Source organism: Ruegeria sp. BI12 (genome assembly GCF_056537985.1).
This window is the reverse complement of record NZ_JBQFSL010000005.1, coordinates 1-19,605: the sequence shown is the minus strand read 5'-3', so window position 1 is coordinate 19,605 and position 19,605 is coordinate 1. Positions and strand designations below refer to the sequence as shown.

Here is a 19,605-nt window from a genome sequence, read left to right as displayed (position 1 = left end):
CCTTCCAGCCAGTGGGCTTAAACGCCCCTCCACGACACCTGCCCAGGTGGCGGAATTGGTAGACGCGCTAGCTTCAGGTGCTAGTGTCCGTATGGACGTGGAGGTTCGAGTCCTCTCCTGGGCACCAAATCCCTATAAATTCAGAACACTGACATTTCCTTGGGGAAACTGCGTATCCATGGGTTTTGGTCTGATGCGGGCCGGTCGGATCACCGGCCCTGGCAAGGCCTTCAGGTGACGGATTGTTCTGAAACAACTTCGCCAAATCGCGTAAAAAACTTGCCCGACAGTTTTTTCGCTGTGCCGGCAATCAGACGGCTGCCCAACTGGGCAATCTTACCACCGACGTCGACTTTGGCAGTATAAGCCAAAACAGTTTCGTCGCCGTCTTCGGTCAGCGTCACGTCTGCACCGCCCTTGGCAAATCCGGCGGCGCCGCCTTTACCCTCACCCGTCAGTGAAAACCCGTTCGGTGCATTGCTATTGTCCAGCGTCACAGCGCCCGCAAACCGGGCTTTGACAGGGCCGATCTTCAGGACCACCTTGGCCTCCAGGTCTTCGGGCGAATTCTGGATCAACTCTTCGCATCCCGGAATGCACTCCTGCAGGATTTCGGGGTCGTTCAGAGCCTTGTAAACCACATCCCGCGGCGCGGCGATGCGGACTTCGTCACTCAGTTCCATTCAACTTTCCTTTATTCAACAGCATCTTGGATAAACCAGAAGCGCGGTCTCTGTCGCCTCTTCCGGAGTTTGTTCGGGACGCGCGGGCCACAGGGACCTCAGGCGCTTAAGCACGTTTTTCATCATGGGCCTCCGTTTTTGATTTGTCACTGTTTCGCCAAAGCACAACTTCGGCCAGAATCGACACGGCGATCTCATGCGGATCGATTGCGTGAATGTTCAGACCTGCAGGAGATTTAAGCCGCCCCGCTCTAATCGGGTCCATCCCCTGTGCTATCAGTTTGGCCACCAGCGTTTCAGCCTTGCGGTGGCTTGCCACCATCGAAACGCGCTTGGCATCCGTTTGCAGGGCAGCGGCCAAGGCGGCAGCATCCCCCTTTCCTTGCGAGGCAACAACAACGAAGTCCTGTGGCTCGATTCCAATACCTTCGGTTGATTCCACGTTGAATCGCTGGAAATCTCCGTCTGTTTCGGCCGCTTCGCTTACAAGGACACGGAAACCGGCCAGCGCCCCATGCGCCGCCAGTGCCGCTGCAATCGGCGACTCGCCAAATATCACCAGACGCGGTGCATGCTGATACGGCTCGACAAGCAGATCGACTGTGCCACCCGAGGGGCATCCGCTTTTGAACGTCTGAACACCGTCAGGATCGGTCATGTTCACCACCTTTTCCGAAGGTTTGACCCGGATCATCTGCGGCGCACCGTTGGCCAGCGCCTGCATCGCCGAAGCCCGGACCGCGCGCTGAACGCAAGCGCCACCCAAATGCCCCAGAATTCGCCCGTCTTTCGTGATCGCCGCTTTGCCCCCTGCTTTAGCCGAGGTCGCGTCAGCAGTGCGCAAAACCGTGGCCACGCAAAAGGCTTCATCGGTTTTACGCAGCTGCTCAATCGTGTCGAATATATCGAAATTTGCCATGTGGGCTCCTTTCACAACTTACGGAATTGCGGCTCCAGCGCCGCCAACGCTTCAAGCGTATTGGCGGGCAAGTGCGCATCCAGATACGGTTCTGCGGCCTGCATTGCGGCGGCGATGGGTTGGTAGTCACGCCAGCCTTTCAGCGGATTTAGCCACACGATCCGTCGCGCCTTGCGACGAATACGCCCCAGCACATCGCCCAGCGCCTGCGGGTCGGAACTGCAATACCCGTCTGACAAGATCAGTACGATGGTCCGCCCGTTCAAAGCCCGCGCTCCGTATCCGCTCAGAAATTGCTCAAGACTGCCCGAAATGTCCGTGCCGCCGCCAAATCCCTCGGCCATTAGAGAGAGCCGCCCAGCCGCACGCAGAGAATCGTGGTCGCGAAGCGCATCCGTGACGCGCATTAGGCGGGTATGGAAGAGATAGGCGTCCGCCTCTGTTCCACTGCCGATCAGACCCTTGAGGAAGGCCAGAAAAACCCGGGAATAGACCGTCATCGATCCACTGACATCGCACAGTGCCACGATCCGCATCGGGCGCGGCGGACGGGCGCGACGGTACAGGTCCATTGGTTCTCCGCCCCGCGCAAGGCTGGCCCGCTGTATGCGACGCATGTCCAAAGCAGGTCCTCGAAGCGCCTGTTTGCGCCGACGCGAGCGCCGATCGCGGATAGCGCGCGCGATGGCCGTTGCGGCTTGTTCGGCCTGCCGCCGCGCGTCTTCATCCATCAACTCGCGCAAATCCCGGCGCGACAGGTTGGCCGTACGGGTTGCAATCAGCTTCCCGTCTCTCCCCACGGCCTCCCCATCGCCGGTATCAGGTGCGGCGGCCTGATCCGTACCGGTCTCGGTTTCTTGAGCATCTTGGCTCTCTTGCTGCCAGATCATCGGTTTTGCGGATTGAACCCGCACATGCGCCGTTTGGGCGGTTCCCGCGCGTTGCTTGCCGGTATTGAACCAATAAGCTTCGAACAGCTCATCGAACCGCCGCCAATCGTCAGCGTCGCCAGCCAGCAATACGCAAAGCGCCTGCTGGGCCTGTCTCACATCCGTCGCCTCAACCGCAGCCAGCGCTGCCAATGCGCCACCTGTCTCAGCTGGTCCCACACGCATCCCGTTCATGCGCAAATGTGCGATGAAACCGGACATGCGATCCGACAGACCCGATGCACGAGAAGGGAACCGAGTAACCTGCATCACGCCACCTTTCCGATCAGGCGATCCATCACTTCGGGCGGGGCAGCGTCATAGTCGGCTGCAGTTTTTAGAAGACAAACAAGGGTTGCCTGAACCTCTTCGCGGGATTGCGCCATGTCGTTTACACCCAGCCCCGAAAGGGCCGCCGCCCAGTCCAACATTTCGGCAATGCCGGGGGTCTTTTCCAAATCTTCTTTGCGGAGCGCCTGCACGACGCCAACAATCTGGCGCGCCAGCAGCCCTTCGACTTCGGGCATGCGGGCTTTCAGAATCGCCATTTCCGTTTCCCGCGATGGGTAGTCGAGGAAACTATACAGGCACCGACGCCGCAGCGCGTCCGAAAGGTCCCGCGTCCCATTCGCCGTCAGGATCACGATGGGCCGCGAACGCGCCTTGATGGTGCCGAGCTCGGGAATGGTGATCTGAAAGTCTGACAAAATCTCGAGCAGATAGGCCTCAAACTCCTCATCTGCCCGGTCGATCTCATCGATCAGCAGAACAGGTGGTTCTTCTTCGCTGATTGCTTCCAGCAAGGGTCGCTTTAGCAGATAATCATCGTTGAACAGCTGCGCTTCGCTGGTGCCACCCTGTGCCTCGCTTGCACGGATGGCAAGCAACTGGCGCTGGTAGTTCCACTCATAAATCGCGTGGCTGGCATCGAGCCCTTCATAGCACTGCAACCGGATCAACCGCGCCGCGCGCTGTGTTGCCAACGCCTTGGCGACCTCGGTTTTACCGACCCCAGCCGGGCCTTCCAGCAGCAATGGACGCCCAAGCGTCTGCGCCAGATGCAACGCCATAGCCAATCGGTCGTCGGCAACATAGCCCACCTCGGCGAGGCCTTGCTGTATGTCATGCAAGCTCATGCCATTCTCCCGGATTGCCGCCGCGCTGTATTTCGGCGCGGCGGCCTTTCCTATTAGCCGTGCATTCCCAAACCGTTGGCGATCTTCCAGATACGCCAGTGGTCATGCGGCATGTGGCTCTGAACAAGGCCAAATGGCCGGAATGCATCATGCACCGCGTTCGAGAACGCAGGCACGCCGCCGACATTCGGGCTCTCGCCCACGCCTTTGGCACCGATCGGGTGATGCGGGGACGGCGTCACCGTGTGATCAGTGGTGTAGTTGGGCGTCTCCCATGCCGTGGGCAGGAAGAAGTCCATCAGGGTACCAGTCTTCACATTGCCCATCTCATCATAGGCGATTTCCTGACCCATCGCGATGGCCAGCGCCTCGGTCACGCCACCATGGACCTGCCCTTCGATGATCATAGGGTTGATCCGGGTTCCACAGTCGTCCAGCGCGTAGAACTGCCGAACGTCCCATTCGCCGGTATCCACGTCGATCTCCATGACACAGATATAGGCACCGAAGGGGTAGGTCATGTTTGGCGGGTCATAGTAGCTGACAGCCTCCAGACCGGGTTCCAGGCCTGGGATTGCCTGATTGTAGGCAGCGAAGGCGATTTCCTTCATGGTCTTGAACCGCTCTGGCGCGCCTTTGACTGAGAACCGATCCACGTCCCACTCGACGTCGTCGTCATGCACTTCCAGCAAGTAGGCTGCGATCATCTGCGCCTTGGCGCGGATTTTGCGTGCAGCCATCGCAGTTGCCGCTCCGGCCACAGGTGTCGACCGAGAGCCATAGGTGCCAAGCCCGTAAGGCGCGGTATCGGTGTCGCCTTCCTCCAGCGTGATATCGTCGGCAGGCAAGCCGATCTCACTGGCGATGATCTGGGCAAAGGTCGTGGCATGTCCCTGACCCTGGCTGATCGTCCCCAGCCGCGCGATGGCGGAGCCGGTCGGGTGGATGCGGATTTCGCAGGAGTCGAACATACCCAGACCGAGGATATCGCAGTTCTTGACTGGTCCGGCCCCGACGATTTCGGTGAAGTGCGTTAGGCCAATCCCCAGCAGTTTACGCGTCTTGCCAGCCTTGAAATCCTCGATCCGTTGCGCCTGTTCCGCCCGCAAACCTTCATAGTCCACGGCCTTCAGCGCTTTGTCCCAAGCAGTGTGATAATCGCCCGAGTCATATTCCCAGCCCAGCGCGGACTGATACGGGAACTGATCCTTGCGGATAAAGTTGATCCTGCGCAGCTCGGCCGCGTCCATGTTCAGCTTGATGGCCAGAACCTCGATCATCCGTTCGATGAAATAGGCCGCCTCGGTCACGCGGAAGGAACAACGATAGGCAACACCGCCCGGTGCTTTGTTGGTGTAAACCCCATCCACAGCCAGATAAGCAGTTGGGATGTCATATGACCCAGTGCAGATGTTCATGAAACCAGCCGGGAATTTGGTCGGGTCGGCACAGGCGTCAAATCCACCATGATCCGCCGTGGTATGACACCAGAGGCCAGTGATTTTGCCATCCTTGGTCGCAGCGATCTTGCCCTGCATCCAGTAATCGCGGGCAAAGGCGGTGGACATCAGGTTTTCCATCCGGTTCTCAACCCATTTCACTGGTTGGCCGGTGACAATCGAGGCGACGACCGAGCAGACATAGCCAGCATAGGCACCAACCTTGTTACCAAAGCCACCACCGATATCAGGGCTGATCACCCGGATATTGTGCTCGGCAAGGCCAGAGATCAGGGACACAACGGTCCGGATCGCGTGCGGGGCCTGGAAGGTGCCATAGAGCGTCAGCTTTCCGGTCACCTTATCCATTGAAGCGACACAGCCGCATGTCTCCAACGGGCATGGGTGGGTGCGATGGTAATAGACCATCTCTTCGGCCACGACATCGGCCTCACCTAGAACGGCTTCGGTAGCGTCCTTGTCGCCCTGTTCCCAGGTGAAGATATGGTTGTGGTGTTTGCGCGGGCCATGCGCGCCCTCGGTCTGACCCGCTAGGTCTTCGCGCAGGACAACATTGGATTTCAGAGCCTCAAAAGGATCGGTCAGAACAGGCAGTTCTTCGTACTCGACCTCGACCAGCTCTGCCGCATCCGCTGCGATGTAACGATTTTCGGCGACGACATAAGCGACTTCCTGGCCCTGGAAAAGAACCTTGCCGTCAGCCAGAACCATCTGCTTGTCACCTGCCAGCGTCGGCATCCAATGCAAACCCAGCGGAGCCAGATCCTCGGCTGTCAACACAGCAACAACGCCGGGCACCGCCAATGCGGCCTCTTTGTTCACACTGACAACGCGGGCATGAGCATAGGGCGAGCGGACGAATGCGCCGAACAGCATGCCGTCCAGCTTGATGTCATCGACGTAGTTGCCCTTGCCTTGGGTGAAGCGCACATCCTCGACGCGTTTGCGCGAGCTTCCCATCCCTTTGAGATTGGCGGCGCGTTCTTCGGGGGTCATGGTTTGATCGTTCATTCCGCGGCCTCCTTCCGAGCGTTCAGCATGTCAGCCGAGGCCGAGATCGCCTTGACGATGTTCTGATACCCGGTGCAGCGGCACAGGTTGCCCGCCATACCAAAACGGATTTCTTCCTCGGTCGGGTTCGGGTTTTCCTGTAGCAGTCGATGCGCGCGGGTGATCATCCCCGGTGTGCAAAAACCGCACTGCAACCCGTGATGTTCGCGGAACATCTCTTGCAGAACGCCAAGGCTTCCATCGTCATTGGTCAGCCCTTCAACAGTGGTCACATCGGCGCCGTTCACCTGCGCCACGAAGGTGGTGCAGGATTTAACGGACTTGCCATCGATATCCACGGTGCAGGCGCCGCAATGGCTGGTCTCACAACCAATATGGGGGCCGGTGATTTTCAGATCTTCCCGCAGGAAGTGGATCAACAGCGTGCGCGGCTCGGCCAGTCCTTCGACCTGTTTGCCGTTCACCGTTAGTTTTACATGCATTTTTGACATCGTTGTTCCTCCCCTCAACCCGCGCGGCTTTGCGCACGGTCGATGGCACGGCGCAGCATCACGGCGGCCACGTGTTTTTTGAATTCGACTGGGCCGCGATTGTCGGCCACCGGGTCGATTGCTTCGAGCATCGCGGCGACGCAGCCGCTGACGTCTCCGTCAGCCAGCGCATTGCTTGCGCTTTCGGACCAGACGGGCGTGTCCGCAAGATTGGTCATCGCGACCGAGGCCTGTCCGTTGCCAACCATCACCGCAGCTGCGGCCGTCGCGTAGTCGCCGATCTTGCGTTTCTGCTTCTCGTACGCCTGACCCACCCCGGAGCTTGGCACGGGGATCGAAATCCTGGTCAGGATTTCCTCGTCCTCGCGTGCAGTAAAGTACGCGGCCTCATAAAAGTCCCGTGCTGCCACACTGCGGGTGCCGTCAGGGCCCGATAGTTCAAACGTGGCGTTCAGGCATTGCATCAGGCCCGGCATGTCGTTGCCCGGGTCGCCATTGGCGACGTTCCCGCCAACAGTGCCAACATAGCGGACTTGCGGATCCGCGATCTGCAAAGCCGCCTCGCGGATCAATGGAACGGCCGAAGCCAGACCATCATGGGTGATCAACTCATGCTGAGTTACCATCGCGCCGAGTGTGACGGTATCAGATCCGACCTCGATGCCCTTCAGTTCATCAATGGCTTGCAGATCAACCAGATGGCCCATCTCGGCCATGCGCAACTTCATCATCGGAATCAGGCTGTGCCCGCCTGCGATCACGCGCGCCTCGTCTCCATGTTCCTGTAAAATGCCAATGGCCGAGGCAATATCGCCTGGCCGGTGATACTCAAAACCGGCTGGTATCATGTTTTTCCTCCCTGGGTCCGGACGTTGTGCCTTGGGGGACCTGCGGTAAGGAAAGAACGGTAAGCTTGGCCATTCCAGCCAGTGGAAACGGGGCGCGCGGCTTGTTTCACGAAATGCGAATGAACTGCACGAACTGCGACTACAGGCCCAGCGCCTCGCGTATGTCTGTCAGACGTGATCTGCTGACCGGCACCTTGGTCAACGCGTCGACCCCGTCGAAATAACAGGTTCCGTTGTCCTTGTGCCTCTCAAACCGCGAGACATGTTTTGGGTTCAACAGATAACTGCGATGGGCCCGCAAAAATCCGTCAGGTGCCAGCCGCGATTCAGCTTCGGTAATGGACCACGGGCAGAACAGTTTCTCGGCATTCATGTAAAGAACGGTATAGTGCCCTTCGGCTCGGATGGCCGCGATACTTGACGGTTCAGCGAAAAAGGTCTGGCCTTCGCGCTCAAACGGTACTCCGGCGCGCAGCGCGGTGGGTTCGGGATCGGCCGCTGGTCCCGCAGGTGCAGCGACGGTCGAGGTGGGTTCGATGAAAGTGATGCCGGTTAAAAGGAATGCGCCGCAGATCAGGAAAACGGCCACCGTCACGCCCATCGCCAAAACCTGATTGTTCAGTGCAGGTCCGGCGCGACCCGCGGTATCGCTTGCGACAAAATCGGTCAGGCCAGTGGCGACGAAATGCATCGTGAAGACCGCCAATCCGAAACACACCGTCCCCAGCAGAATGTTGCGCTGTGTTCGGTTGTCGTAAGCCACCCAAATCGCCAACACCGAGAGAACAACCGAAGCCAAGGTTGAAATCACCACATCCCAGGCGTTGTAGACTGGGCGGCACAGCTCCATCCCGGCCATGCCGACATAGTGCATTACGACAATTCCAAGCCCGACGATCACGCCTGCACCGACGATTGTTCCCATCGTCCGGGGGCGAAAGTGCAGTATCAACAGCGCCAGACCGACCATCAGGATCGCAACCAGTGCGGAAATCAGGGTGATCAGGGCGTCATAATAAAACAGGATCGGCAACTGCAGCCCCAGCATGGCCACAAAATGCATCGACCATATGCCACCGCCCAGAATGATCGCGGCCAATGCCACGACCAGCTTGCGTTTTTGGTCGTCCAGTTTTGAGGCCCCATGCGTCAGGTAAAGCCCGGTGAACCCGGCCATCATCGCCACGGCCAAAGACGCCGCCACAAGCCACGTGTTATGAGAGTAGTCCAACATTTGGATTTACGCGCCCTCCCCGACGCGTGGATGACGTTAGCAAACGGATTTAATTGGGACAATTACATGTTGGTACGGAATTCCAGGCGCGAGGGTGCCAATTTCGGGTTTTGCCTATCCGCCCGGTTCCGTCGGTCCCGTTACTGGATAACGGCATTTTCCCATGCCGAAAGGAATTTCGTGCGTTTCAATCCATCCAGAAAGGTCAGCAAAGCAGGATCAAGGCTAATTGTCTCGCGCCCGTCCGCGCCATCACCTGGTTGCAAAAGTGGAAGCAGGCTGGCGTCTTCGGCCACGGCTGGCCGTTCCGTCACCAGAAAACGCAAAAGCATCTCGGCAGCTTTGGGTTCGGGGGTTGCTTTCGACACCATCGCCGTGCGCATCATGACTGTTTGAAAATCGGATGGTAACACCACCTCAAGCGCGTCCTTACCCTCGGTTCGGACGGCGGCATAACTGCCCAGAACATTGTAAGCGACCAGGATCGAGCCATCCGCAAGATCATTGATCATTTCGCCCGAACAGCAATAAAGCCGCACATCGAGGCCGCCCATCACCTCCATCAATCGCCAATAGGTCTCGGACGCACGCGCATCTTGCGTGGCAAACAGATATCCTAGACCAGACTGGCGTACGTCATATGTTCCGACCTTACCGCGAAACGCCTCGGGTCGTTTGCGCAATGCCTCGATCAGGCCCTGCCGGGTTTGGGGGATGGGCTGCCCCTCAAATGCGGTGCGGTTGATCACAATTGTCGCCGGTTCCGAGGTGAACGCAAATAGGCTGTGGTGCCATTGGGCCCAATGGGGTACCGGGACATCGTCGACCGGCAGCGCAAAACCGTCATTGGCCAGTTTCAGTTGCAGGTCCATCGCACTGGATATGATTACATCGAACGCCTCGGGCGTTGCGCGTACGCGCCGGTTGATGTCGGCAGTACCCGAGACAAGATATTCGATACTAATTGCTGGGTTTTCTGCAACAAACCCTTCGATCACCGGGGCGAACAAAACCGTATCGGTGCTGGAGATGACGCGAAGACGCGGGCCGTCCGCCTTTTCATTGAAAACCAATCGATCTTCCCAGTCATCGGCCCATCCAACAAGGGGAAAAACCAACAAAACTAGAGCGATAAGATAACGCATGCGCCCCCCTGTGCCCGATTTTTGAGGATCAGCGAACCGCCATGCGCCGTCGCCACATCCTGCGCAATCGTCAAACCCAATCCGGACCCGATAGTTCCCGCCGCGTTCTGGCCCCGTTCGAACCGGCGCGTTAGTGTATCGATTTCGTCAGGCGGAAAACCGGGGCCTGCATCGCGCACCTGAATTTGGGGTTCGGGATGTGCGTTGATCGTGATCTCTACGGTGCTGTCTGATGGCGCGTATTTTAGGGCGTTATCAACCATGTTTCGTACGGCATTCTGAATCAGGATCGGATCGCCCGAATATGGAACCGACGGCTCACCCGACAAGGAAAGCGTCAGTTCTTTCATTTCGGCAATCGGGATCAGTCGTTGGACCAAATCGCGGATCAGGATGACCAGATCAATCTCTTCACGTTCCAAGTGATCCGCCCGAAACGTGATCATGGCGTGATCCAGCAACTGTCCCGCCGCACGCGAGCTTTCGTCGATGGCTCGCACCATGGCTTTCAAAGCCTCACGGTTGTCTTCTCGTTCAACACGATGAAGGGTCGCCTCGGCATAAGATCTGACGGTTGCCAGTGGAGTTCGCACGCGATGCGCAGCTTCGGCAATAAAGTCCTCGGATTGGCTAAGCGATTGGTCCAGACGACCCATGAGCGAGTTCAACGACATCACCAGAGGCGCCATTTCTTTCGGTACGGGCTTCTTGAACGGGCTTAGGTCTTGGGGCCCCCTGCGTGTGACCGAGGTGGTCAGTTTGTTCAATTGACCGATCGTTGATGATGTGACCCAGAACGAAAGAGCGGCGGTCAGCAGAAAAAACCCGAGCCCCAAATACGCCGCATTGCGCGAAATCTGATCCAGCGTGTCGGATAACGCGTCCTGCGTCTGCCCCAGCGCGACCTCGATCTCGGTCTGACGCCCCAACCCCACCAAGGTTCGGCTGGCGCTGACCTGGCGGACCCGTTCACCGCGCACCTCACCGGTTTGGAAGGCCCATCTTCCCGTGGCAGGGCCTTCTGCAAGGTTCAGATCTTCATAACCGGATAGGAACTCTCCATCTTGGTAGATCGCGTAAAACACCCGGTCGTCCGATGGCGTACTGAGCATGGAAAACGCTGCATAGGGAATGTCTACCTCAAGCTGGCCGTCGCGCAGCGCGGCGGCATCGAGAATCGAAGACACGGACGCCCCCAGAATATCATCCTGTCCCTGCTGGGCGACTTTTGCGGCATAGCTGCGCACTGTCAGGAACAAAAGGATCGCCAGAACCGCTGCTCCCCCGATCAACGTCAACACCAGCCTATTCCTCAAGGATCCTGAAACGGTTGGGCTAGTCGTCATGATCCAGCCTGTATCCCAGCCCGCGCAATGTGGTTATTTTCATACGGGATTTTTCAAGATGCTTTCGCAGGCGTCCGACATAGACCTCAATCGCGTTATCCGACACATTGTCATCATAAGAAAAAAGCCTGTCTGCGAGTTTTTGTTTGGAAAACACCTGACCCGGCGCGTTGATGAACAGCTCGATCATCCTCAGCTCGCGATTACGAAGAGAGAGCGTCGCCCCATCGACGATCAAATGCCCGGCAACCGGATCAAAGACAATGCCGCCGATTTCAATCGTCGACTTCGCACTTCCGGATTTCCGGCGCAGAACGGCTCGGCAGCGGGCTTCCAGCTCGGCATGATCAAAGGGCTTGGTAACATAGTCATCAGCCCCAAGGTCAAGCGAACCGATTCGATCCGAAACCTGGCTGCGCGCGGTCAGAACAATCACCGGAGTGTCCAAACGGCTTGCGCGATGCTGTCTGAGGAACTCGCGCCCGTCCCCATCGGGCAGCATGATGTCCAAAAGGATTAGGTCATATTCCTCGGTCGAAACAAAAGCGCGCGCATCCTCTAAATTCGCTGCATGATCAACGACATGGCCATCCAGCTGCATACGGGAACTGATCGCATTCGCGAGGTCGAGGTTGTCTTCGACAAGCAGAAATTTCATGGGCGGAAACAGTTTCTTTTCGCATGACAGGTTGATGTCAGGTTGGCGTGTTTAGGTGTGGAATAATCTGTGCCGCTGAGCGGCCGGTTGTCAAATGGGAGGACACAATGACAACATTTAACCTGGGCCGTCGGGCCCTGATCGCAGCTGTTGCAGCAATTGGTCTGGTTGGACCTGCCGCTGCCGAAGAAGTCGTGGACAGCATTCACTTTCTGATCCCCGGCGGCGCCGGCGGTGGCTGGGATGGAACTGCACGCGGAACAGGCGAAGCACTGACCAATGCAGGTCTTGTGGGCACAGCGTCCTACGAAAACATGTCGGGCGGCGGCGGTGGCAAGGCCATCGGTTTCCTGATCGAAAACGCAGACAGCAACCACGGCACACTGATGGTCAACTCGACGCCCATCGTGATCCGTTCGCTGACTGGCGTGTTCCCACATAACTTCCGCGATCTGACACTGGTGTCGGGCACAATCGGCGATTACGCAGCAATCGTTGTGGGCAAAGACAGCCCGATCAACTCGATGGCCGATCTGCTGGCCGCCTATGACGCTGATCCGGGTGCGACCGCAATCGGCGGCGGCTCGGTTCCGGGCGGCATGGACCACCTGGTTGCCGCAATGGTCATGGAAGCCGCCGGTAAAGACGCACTGGGCGTGAAATACATCCCCTATGACGCCGGTGGTAAAGCAATGGCGGCCCTGCTGTCGGGTGAGATCGCCGCCCTGTCGACCGGTTTCTCGGAAGCCGTCGATCTGGCCAATGCGGGTGAGGTCAAAATCATCGGTGTAACCTCTGAAGAGCGCGTAGACGCCGCACCTGAAGCACAAACCATGAAGGAACAGGGTATCGACACCACCTTCGTGAACTGGCGCGGTTTCTTTGCAGCCCCCGGCCTGCCCGAGGACAAGCTGGTCGCCTATCAGGAAGCCATCACCAAGATGTATGACACCCCTGAATGGGAAGAAGTTCGTGCCCGCAACGGTTGGGTCAACATCCACAACTCAGGTTCTGATTTCGAAGCGTTCCTGGAAGATCAGGAACAGCAGATCAGCGACCTGATGAAGAAGCTGGGCTTCCTCTAAAGCTAACTACGGCAGAGCGTTTGGTCGCTCTGCCGACCCTAAGAACGAAAAAAGGGAGGGGACATCATGGCGCTGGATCGCTGGATCGCGCTTATTTTGCTGGGTGTTTGCCTGACATACGGGTACGCCGCCTGGTTCACGATGGATGGAAGTCTTCCTCCTTTCATGCAGAGAAACCCAATCTGGCCGAGCACGTTTCCCAAGGTGCTGTCGGTTCTGGGCGCGGTCGCCTGTGTGATTATCTTGCTCGGCCTTGAGAAAAGCGAAGTCAAAGAGGCCGACATCGATTACCGCCGGTTGGGAGAATATCACCTTGGTCAGGCAATCTCGCTGCTGGTGCTGATGGTTGTCTACGCCTTGTGCCTGCGTCCGGTCGGTTTTCTGATCGCAACCTCTGCTTTCCTGATCCTCGGCTCCTTCATCCTAGGCGAACGCAAATGGCACATCATGCTGCCTGTCGCGTTCATCGCAACCGGGGCTGTCTGGTATCTGGTTCAGGAAGTACTTGGTATTTACATGCGCCCCCTGCCGGGCCTGTTCGGAGGCTGACATGCTCGAAGGACTGTTGATCGGCCTGCAAACGGCATTCTCAATTCAAAACCTTCTGATGGTCATCGCGGGCTGCCTGATCGGCACGTTCATCGGCATGCTGCCGGGTCTAGGCCCGATGTCGATCATCGCGATCATGATCCCGGTCGCGATCTCGATGGGCGATCCATCGGCTGCGCTGATCCTTTTGGCCGGCGTCTACTATGGGGCGATCTTTGGTGGATCTACCTCATCCATTCTGCTCAACGCGCCGGGGGTCGCGGGCACCGTGGCTTCAAGCTTTGACGGCTACCCAATGGCCCGGCAAGGCAAAGCGGGCAAGGCCCTGACCATCGCGGCGATTGCCAGTTTCGCGGGCGGTACACTGGGCGCAGTGTTGCTGATGATCTTTGCGCCGGCTTTGTCATCCGTGGCTCTGTTGTTCCACTCTGCCGAGTACTTCGCGCTGATGGTGGTCGGACTTTCCGCCATCGCCGCCTTTGCTGGTTCAGGGCAAGTGGCCAAAGCCATCATCATGACGACCTTGGGGTTAATCATGGCGACGGTCGGCGAAGGTGCCCTGTTTAACTTGCCAAGGTTCACCATGGGCATCATGGACCTGCAATCGGGATTTGGGTTCATAACACTGGCCATGGCCATGTTCGCCCTGCCCGAAGCCTTGTTCCTGGTTCTGAAACCCAAAGACCTGAAAGGCGACGACGGAGAAATCAAAGACCTGCGCGTGACCAAGGCTGAGGCCAAAGCAATCGCCCCGGTAATCGGTCGCCAATCGGTGCAGGGCTTCTTTATTGGCGTCTTGCCCGGAGCAGGTGCCACCATCGCAAGTTTCCTCGGTTACGCGGTCGAGCGGAACATCGCCCCAAAGGAAGAGCAGGAAGAATTCGGCAAAGGTTCGATCAAAGGTTTGGCCGCACCCGAGTCAGCCAACAACGCCGCCTGTACCGGTTCGTTCGTGCCGCTGCTGACGCTGGGCATTCCCGGCTCCGGGACAACGGCCATCCTTCTAGGTGCCCTGATCGCGCTGAACGTGACACCCGGACCCCGGCTTATGATTGACGAGCCCCAGATCTTCTGGGCGGTGATCATGTCGATGTTTATCGGCAACCTTGTGTTGTTGATCCTTAATTTGCCGTTGATCCCCTACATTGCCAAAGTACTGGCGGTGCCGCGCAACTATCTGATCCCGTTCATTTTGTTCTTCACACTGATGGGCGCCTATATCGGGCAAAACAACGCTACCGAATTGCTGATCCTTGTCGGTTTCGGGGTATGCGCAACCGCATTAAAGTTCGCGGATTATCCACTAGCCCCCTTGCTGATCGGGTTCATTCTGGGCGGCATGATGGAGGATAACTTTGCACGCTCGATGCAGCTCTATGACGGCATCGCCTTTATCTGGGAACGCCCGATGACCCTGGGGCTGCTCGTGATTGCGGTTCTATTGGTGCTGCTGCCCAGCTATCGCGCGCGTCGTGCGCGGGCACGGGCAGCGGGCGTAGCTGATGGTGACTGAACCGCTCAGGGGTGTTCGGGTCCTTGATCTGACAAACGTGCTGGCTGGCCCGTATTGTTGTTACCAGCTGGCCCTGATGGGGGCAGAGGTGATCAAGGTCGAACGCCCCGGCAGTGGTGATCTGGCGCGTGTGCTTGGGGCTGATCCTGACCGGAACAAATCCGGTATGGGGGTCAGCTTTCTGGCGCAGAACGCTCAGAAGAAATCGATCACGCTGGATATGAAGTCTCGCCGGGGCAAGGTTCTTCTGAAGCAACTTGTGAAATCGGCCGATGTGTTGATTGAAAACTTCCGGCCCGGTGTTATGAACCGGCTGGGTCTGGGGTATGAGGTTCTGCGCGCCGAAAACCCCGCCTTGATCTATTGCGCAATCAGCGGGTTCGGACAGGATGGACCGCGCCGCGGTGACCCCGCTTACGACCAGATCGTACAGGGGATCAGCGGGGTCATGTCGATCACCGGCGCAGCGGACACAGCGCCCTATCGTGTTGGCTATCCCCTGGCCGACACCGTAGGGGGGCTGACGGCCGCCTTCGCCGTGAGCGCAGCGTTGAACGCAAATCCACGTGGCGCATTTCTGGATATCGCCATGTCTGAGGCCGTGATCTCGACCATGGGTTGGGTTGTGTCCAACTACCTTGTCGGCGGTGTAACGCCCGGTGCGCATGGCAATGAGAACACGACCTCGGCACCCTCCGGCACGTTTGCCACATCTGACAGCCCGATCAACATCGCAGCCAATCGCGATGAGCAATGGCAGGCCCTCGCCCGGTACCTTGGTCGCGAGGACCTGCTGGATCACCCGGATTTTGCAACGCGCGAAGATCGCAAAAGAAACCGCCACGCTTTGCGCGATGAGTTGGAGAAATCCTTGAAATCGCGTCCCGCAAGCGAGTGGGTCAGCGCGTTAAACGGCCTCGGCGTACCCACGGGGCAAGTTCTGACAGTCCCCGAAGCGTTGGCGGACGAACAACTCTCTGACCGGGGGTTGATTGGAACTCTGCACGTGCACGGAGAGGACATGCAGCTGGCTGGCAGCCCTGTGGTGATGGACGGGCACCGAAACATGCCACAGGCCGCGCCGCCAAAACTGGGCGCAGACAATGCTGTGATCTGGTCCGAACTTGGCTTGTCTGCAGACGAGATCGAAGAACTGGCTAAGGATGGAGTAATATGAGTGATGTTTCCGACTGGTGGCGCACCTCCATCATCGATATGGAACCCGGACGCATTGCCTTGCGGGGTGAACCTATTGAGGGGCTGATCGGCAACCTGAGCTTTGCCGAAATGATCTGGTTTTTGGTCCGCGGCGACCGCCCCTCACCCGCTCAGGCCAGTCTTTTCGAGGCGGCACTGGTTGCCGCCGTGGATCACGGACCACAGGCACCGTCCATTGCGACGGCTCGGATGGCTGTAACCTGCGGTTTGCCATTGAACAATGCAATGGCCAGCGCAGTGAACATGCTGGGCGATGTCCATGGTGGGGCCGGTGAGCAGGCGGTTGAGCTGTATCACTTTGTCTGGTCCCACGCGGGCGGGATCGAAACCGGAATTGACGACTGGATCGAAGAACGCGGAAAGATATTACCGGGTTTTGGTCACCGGTTTCACACACCGACTGATCCACGCGCACCCCGGTTGATGGCTTTGGTCTCAGATGCGGTGGAACGCGGCGCGTGTGACGGACATTTCCGCAAAATAGCATTGGATATCGAAGCTGAGCTTGCACACCGTAAAGGCAAACCCGTCCCGATGAATATCGACGGCGCTACCGCCGTTATCTACGCTGAGCTTGGGTTCGAACCCCCGCTTGCGCGAGGATTGTTCTGTTTGTCACGGTCAGTTGGAATACTGGCACATGCATGGGAACAGATGCAGCAGGGCGGCCGCAACAAAGGTCCTACACCACCGAAATATCGCTGGACCTACGATGGGATGGCACCCGAGGAATAGGGCCTCAGGCCTGTTTTTCGACTGGGGGTTCTACGTCAGGCCGAACTGGTTCCGCATTCAATTCGATAACCTCGGGTTCAACGGTTTCCTCAACCTCATCCACTTCGGCCTCAGCTTCCGCTTCGCTGTTGTCTTCCAGCGCGCCAACGATCAAAGGCAGCATGTGAACACCCGTCGCGCTTGCGATTTCCGGCGTCTGCGGTGTCTGCCAGCTGAGCGTGTCAAAGCTGCCGCAATTCTGACAGACAGGAGCCCACTCGGGCTGGATGTCATGACAATTGTCGCAGACCCATTGCGGCCCACGCGGAGCGTTCAACGCCTTGGCCAGCCAACCCTGCACGACCGTGTCCGATGACCCCTCGCCCCGTTCAATGGCGGCCATCAAAGTGTAACCGCGCGCATCCGCTTGTTTTTCGACCACATCGCCCAGCGCCCGGCGCGCCTCGGGGAAGTCTTCGGCAACAATGTTCAACTCCGCCAGAATAAGACGGGTTTCCATGTTTTCGGGATGAATGCGGGTCAGCGCCGTAAAGCGTTTGATACGTTCATGTGGCGTTTCATCCGGCGCAATCTCGGCAAAGACATGGGCCAGATCGGGGTGCGGTTGCACCTCCCAAGCTTTTTTCAGGATCTTGGTCGCATTGCGCGGTTTGCCTTTTTCGATGTAAGCGCGCGCTGCCATTGCCGCCGCAGGAACCAGGTCAGGAGACAGGCGGTTGGCCTCAATCGCGCGTTCCTGCTGTTCGACCGTAGCATCTTCGTCCAGAATCCCTTTGGCCTCGGACAGGGCCAGCACAGCGTCGCGGCGCTTGAACACGTCGCGCGGCAGGTGACCTGATTTTAGCTTGGCGGTAAGTGTCGACCGCGCGCCTGCCCAATCCTGTGCCTTGGTCTGAAGGCCTAACAAAATATCTTGTGTTTCCAGGTGGCGCGGTTTCATAGCCAACGCCTTTTCGGCCAGCTTGCGCGCTGTATCATCATCGCCTTCGGCCAGCTTCTGTTTCATGATGCCACGCACCCCGACAAAGCGTGTCGCGTTGTTTGTCACCAGTTTTTTGTAGGTATCCGCCGCCTTTTTGGTATCGCCGTTCATCTCGGCAGCCTGGGCCACCAGCAGGTTGGTCAACTCGGGTTTATTCAGCAACCGTTCCGCCTTGGTCGCCTTATTCAACGCCACGCGCCCTTCGCCCGAGGCCAGCGCCATCAGACCATCGGCCAGTGCCTGATAGCCGCGCTTTTCGCGGCTGCGGTCGAAATAGCGCGACAAAGCGGTCTCGTCCCCGTTCAGGAAATGAAGTGTCGCAATCAGAAGCGTTAGCAGCTTGAAGAACAACCAGATCGCAAACACCAGAACGCCCAGCGCGATGACCGATTGCAAGGGCCCCAGCGTGTATTCCGTTCCGCCAGCCGTGATCTGCACACCACCGCTGGTCTCCATAAGCAAACCTGCACCCACGGCCAGAAGACCGATAATCGCAACGAAAACTAAAATCTTAAACAGTGACCACAGCATGGCAGGTCCTTCAGTTCGAGTTCACGCTAGGCTGAATCGCATTGGCGGCATCCACCGCGGAAACCCGCGTCTGAGCGGCCTGCTCCCAATCAGCCATCGCTGCCTGCGCCGCTTCGGGCAGGGACTTAAGTTCGGTTAGGGCCGTTGCGACGTCGCCGCTGGACAGGGCCGCTTCGGCGCGCGACAGGATCGCATCCGGGCCATCGCCTTCTTGTGGGGTAACTGAACGTGCCCCGGTCTGCCGCTGCAGGAACGCTACCAAGCCGGTGGTCTTATCCGCATCGCGCGCTTCCGCCAACGCGGATCGCGCCGCAGGTGAGAACGATGCCCGCAGCGCCGAAACGGTTGCAACGCCCTTATCCGCAGGGCCGGAGAGCGCTTCTGGCACATCGACGCCACCAGCTTTCAGTTCTGCAACTAGGTCCGAATAGGGCTGGCCAGCGTCCAGTTGACCATGCAGGCGCGACAGAACCGCAGCGTTGGTCGCGGCCAGAGCCTCGGCCGAGGCTTTCGCCTCAAGCGCTTGCGCGTCCGAAACCATCTTTTCCACCTCGGCCCGCTGCGCCGCCAGTGAATCCTGTAGTTTTTTCAACTCGGCCTCAAAGGCGGCCGAAGCCGCAGGTGACGCACCTTGGGTCAGCGCCTCGCTTTCGATTTTGCTCAGTCGGCTGGCCAGCGGGTCAATTTTGCCCGTCAGCCCATCGACACTGGATTTCAACGTGTTCAGTTCCGCGCCAAGCGGGGTGACCTGATCGGTCAGTGCCGCAATCTTGCTGTCGATATCAGAGGTGTCCGACAGGGATTTCGTCAGCGCCTCAATCTGGCTGGATTGATCGTTCAGCTTTGCTTCAAGCGTCGCAAGCGCGTCCCCATCACCCGATCCAAACAGGCCCGCGCTGCCTGCTGCAAACCCGATCCCCGCCGCGATTACGCCACCCAGCAAAGCGGGGACAAATCCGCCGCGGCGTTCTTCCTGCTGCGATTTTTCAGGGTGCATGTCTTGCGGCGGTGTCGCGTCTTCAACCTTGGCCGGTTCCATGGCGGCTTCGGCTTCGGCTTCGGCTTCGGCTTCGGCTTCGGCTTCGGCTTCGGCTTCGGCTTCGGCTTCGGCTTCGGCTTCGGCTTCGGCTTC

The 19,605-nt window shown here is 58.4% G+C and carries 18 protein-coding genes and 1 tRNA gene; 6 read left to right on the top strand and 13 right to left on the bottom strand.

Features of this window, described 5'->3' with window-relative positions; all coding sequences use genetic code 11:
- Window positions 1-40: 40 nt before the first annotated feature.
- Window positions 41-127, top strand: a tRNA-Leu gene (locus tag ACR0AK_RS22610).
- A 103-nt stretch (window positions 128-230) separates the two neighbouring features.
- Here the strand turns inward: ACR0AK_RS22610 and ACR0AK_RS22605 are convergent.
- The 11 genes from ACR0AK_RS22605 to ACR0AK_RS22555 form a co-directional block, all read right to left on the bottom strand.
- Window positions 231-683, bottom strand: a complete 453-nt coding sequence (locus tag ACR0AK_RS22605) for an SRPBCC family protein (protein WP_170563868.1) — start codon at window positions 681-683, stop codon at window positions 231-233.
- Between the two features lie 106 nt (window positions 684-789).
- Window positions 790-1,602 carry an XdhC family protein gene (locus ACR0AK_RS22600; RefSeq protein WP_480795081.1) on the bottom strand — a complete coding sequence of 271 codons (813 nt, stop codon included), beginning with the start codon at window positions 1,600-1,602 and terminating at the stop codon, window positions 790-792.
- An 11-nt stretch (window positions 1,603-1,613) separates the two neighbouring features.
- Complete coding sequence (locus ACR0AK_RS22595) at window positions 1,614-2,801, bottom strand: vWA domain-containing protein (protein WP_480795080.1); 1,188 nt, start codon at window positions 2,799-2,801, stop codon at window positions 1,614-1,616.
- Entirely contained in the window at window positions 2,801-3,667 is an 867-nt protein-coding gene (locus ACR0AK_RS22590) for an AAA family ATPase (protein ID WP_480795079.1), read from the bottom strand. Before ACR0AK_RS22590 ends, ACR0AK_RS22595 begins: the two co-directional genes overlap by 1 nt.
- Before the next feature lie 53 nt (window positions 3,668-3,720).
- The gene (locus ACR0AK_RS22585) at window positions 3,721-6,138 is read right to left on the bottom strand and encodes an aerobic carbon-monoxide dehydrogenase large subunit (RefSeq protein WP_480795078.1); all 2,418 of its coding nucleotides are present in this window, start codon (window positions 6,136-6,138) and stop codon (window positions 3,721-3,723) included.
- Complete coding sequence (locus ACR0AK_RS22580) at window positions 6,135-6,629, bottom strand: (2Fe-2S)-binding protein (protein WP_480795077.1); 495 nt, start codon at window positions 6,627-6,629, stop codon at window positions 6,135-6,137. The genes ACR0AK_RS22585 and ACR0AK_RS22580 overlap by 4 nt, the downstream gene beginning before the upstream one ends.
- Window positions 6,630-6,643: 14 nt before the next feature.
- Window positions 6,644-7,477 (bottom strand): FAD binding domain-containing protein, encoded by an 834-nt coding sequence (locus tag ACR0AK_RS22575; protein WP_480795076.1) that lies wholly within the window; start codon window positions 7,475-7,477, stop codon window positions 6,644-6,646.
- A 139-nt stretch (window positions 7,478-7,616) separates the two neighbouring features.
- Window positions 7,617-8,711: an MHYT domain-containing protein gene (locus ACR0AK_RS22570; RefSeq protein ID WP_480795075.1), complete on the bottom strand. Its 1,095-nt coding sequence runs from the start codon at window positions 8,709-8,711 to the stop codon at window positions 7,617-7,619.
- A gap of 140 nt (window positions 8,712-8,851) precedes the next feature.
- Entirely contained in the window at window positions 8,852-9,856 is a 1,005-nt protein-coding gene (locus tag ACR0AK_RS22565) for an ABC transporter substrate-binding protein (RefSeq protein ID WP_480795074.1), read from the bottom strand.
- Entirely contained in the window at window positions 9,835-11,202 is a 1,368-nt protein-coding gene (locus tag ACR0AK_RS22560; protein WP_480795073.1) for a sensor histidine kinase, read from the bottom strand. The genes ACR0AK_RS22565 and ACR0AK_RS22560 overlap by 22 nt, the downstream gene beginning before the upstream one ends.
- Entirely contained in the window at window positions 11,192-11,860 is a 669-nt protein-coding gene (locus ACR0AK_RS22555) for a response regulator transcription factor (RefSeq protein WP_170563898.1), read from the bottom strand. The genes ACR0AK_RS22560 and ACR0AK_RS22555 overlap by 11 nt, the downstream gene beginning before the upstream one ends.
- 107 nt (window positions 11,861-11,967) lie before the next feature.
- On the opposite strand from ACR0AK_RS22555, the gene ACR0AK_RS22550 reads away from it, so the two are divergent.
- The 5 genes from ACR0AK_RS22550 (at window position 11,968) to ACR0AK_RS22530 (ending at window position 16,960) form a co-directional block, all read left to right on the top strand.
- Window positions 11,968-12,945: a tripartite tricarboxylate transporter substrate binding protein gene (locus ACR0AK_RS22550; RefSeq protein ID WP_480795072.1), complete on the top strand. Its 978-nt coding sequence runs from the start codon at window positions 11,968-11,970 to the stop codon at window positions 12,943-12,945.
- 66 nt (window positions 12,946-13,011) lie between these two features.
- Window positions 13,012-13,494 (top strand): tripartite tricarboxylate transporter TctB family protein, encoded by a 483-nt coding sequence (locus ACR0AK_RS22545; protein WP_480795071.1) that lies wholly within the window; start codon window positions 13,012-13,014, stop codon window positions 13,492-13,494.
- A 1-nt stretch (window position 13,495) separates the two neighbouring features.
- The gene (locus ACR0AK_RS22540; RefSeq protein ID WP_480795070.1) at window positions 13,496-15,007 is read left to right on the top strand and encodes a tripartite tricarboxylate transporter permease; all 1,512 of its coding nucleotides are present in this window, start codon (window positions 13,496-13,498) and stop codon (window positions 15,005-15,007) included.
- Window positions 14,997-16,184, top strand: a complete 1,188-nt coding sequence (locus ACR0AK_RS22535) for a CaiB/BaiF CoA transferase family protein (protein ID WP_480795069.1) — start codon at window positions 14,997-14,999, stop codon at window positions 16,182-16,184. Before ACR0AK_RS22540 ends, ACR0AK_RS22535 begins: the two co-directional genes overlap by 11 nt.
- Window positions 16,181-16,960 (top strand): citryl-CoA lyase, encoded by a 780-nt coding sequence (locus ACR0AK_RS22530; protein ID WP_480795068.1) that lies wholly within the window; start codon window positions 16,181-16,183, stop codon window positions 16,958-16,960. The genes ACR0AK_RS22535 and ACR0AK_RS22530 overlap by 4 nt, the downstream gene beginning before the upstream one ends.
- 4 nt (window positions 16,961-16,964) lie before the next feature.
- Here the strand turns inward: ACR0AK_RS22530 and ACR0AK_RS22525 are convergent, their stop codons facing one another.
- Both ACR0AK_RS22525 and ACR0AK_RS22520 read right to left on the bottom strand, forming a co-directional pair.
- Window positions 16,965-18,473, bottom strand: a complete 1,509-nt coding sequence (locus ACR0AK_RS22525) for a heme biosynthesis HemY N-terminal domain-containing protein (protein WP_480795067.1) — start codon at window positions 18,471-18,473, stop codon at window positions 16,965-16,967.
- Window positions 18,474-18,483: 10 nt separating this feature from the next.
- The coding region (locus ACR0AK_RS22520; protein ID WP_480795066.1) for a COG4223 family protein at window positions 18,484-19,605 on the bottom strand (1,122 nt) is incomplete at its 5' end.

Excerpts from the sequence above, each read along its gene's own strand:
- ACR0AK_RS22605 (WP_170563868.1), bottom strand. The coding sequence starts at position 683 with ATGGAACTGAGTGACGAAGTCCGCATCGCCGCGCCGCGGGATGTGGTT.
- ACR0AK_RS22600 (WP_480795081.1), bottom strand. The coding sequence starts at position 1,602 with ATGGCAAATTTCGATATATTCGACACGATTGAGCAGCTGCGTAAAACC.
- ACR0AK_RS22595 (WP_480795080.1), bottom strand. The coding sequence starts at position 2,801 with ATGCAGGTTACTCGGTTCCCTTCTCGTGCATCGGGTCTGTCGGATCGC.
- ACR0AK_RS22590 (WP_480795079.1), bottom strand. The coding sequence starts at position 3,667 with ATGAGCTTGCATGACATACAGCAAGGCCTCGCCGAGGTGGGCTATGTT.
- ACR0AK_RS22585 (WP_480795078.1), bottom strand. The coding sequence starts at position 6,138 with ATGAACGATCAAACCATGACCCCCGAAGAACGCGCCGCCAATCTCAAA.
- ACR0AK_RS22580 (WP_480795077.1), bottom strand. The coding sequence starts at position 6,629 with ATGTCAAAAATGCATGTAAAACTAACGGTGAACGGCAAACAGGTCGAA.
- ACR0AK_RS22575 (WP_480795076.1), bottom strand. The coding sequence starts at position 7,477 with ATGATACCAGCCGGTTTTGAGTATCACCGGCCAGGCGATATTGCCTCG.
- ACR0AK_RS22570 (WP_480795075.1), bottom strand. The coding sequence starts at position 8,711 with ATGTTGGACTACTCTCATAACACGTGGCTTGTGGCGGCGTCTTTGGCC.
- ACR0AK_RS22565 (WP_480795074.1), bottom strand. The coding sequence starts at position 9,856 with ATGCGTTATCTTATCGCTCTAGTTTTGTTGGTTTTTCCCCTTGTTGGA.
- ACR0AK_RS22560 (WP_480795073.1), bottom strand. The coding sequence starts at position 11,202 with ATGACGACTAGCCCAACCGTTTCAGGATCCTTGAGGAATAGGCTGGTG.
- ACR0AK_RS22555 (WP_170563898.1), bottom strand. The coding sequence starts at position 11,860 with ATGAAATTTCTGCTTGTCGAAGACAACCTCGACCTCGCGAATGCGATC.
- ACR0AK_RS22550 (WP_480795072.1), top strand. The coding sequence starts at position 11,968 with ATGACAACATTTAACCTGGGCCGTCGGGCCCTGATCGCAGCTGTTGCA.
- ACR0AK_RS22545 (WP_480795071.1), top strand. The coding sequence starts at position 13,012 with ATGGCGCTGGATCGCTGGATCGCGCTTATTTTGCTGGGTGTTTGCCTG.
- ACR0AK_RS22540 (WP_480795070.1), top strand. The coding sequence starts at position 13,496 with ATGCTCGAAGGACTGTTGATCGGCCTGCAAACGGCATTCTCAATTCAA.
- ACR0AK_RS22535 (WP_480795069.1), top strand. The coding sequence starts at position 14,997 with ATGGTGACTGAACCGCTCAGGGGTGTTCGGGTCCTTGATCTGACAAAC.
- ACR0AK_RS22530 (WP_480795068.1), top strand. The coding sequence starts at position 16,181 with ATGAGTGATGTTTCCGACTGGTGGCGCACCTCCATCATCGATATGGAA.
- ACR0AK_RS22525 (WP_480795067.1), bottom strand. The coding sequence starts at position 18,473 with ATGCTGTGGTCACTGTTTAAGATTTTAGTTTTCGTTGCGATTATCGGT.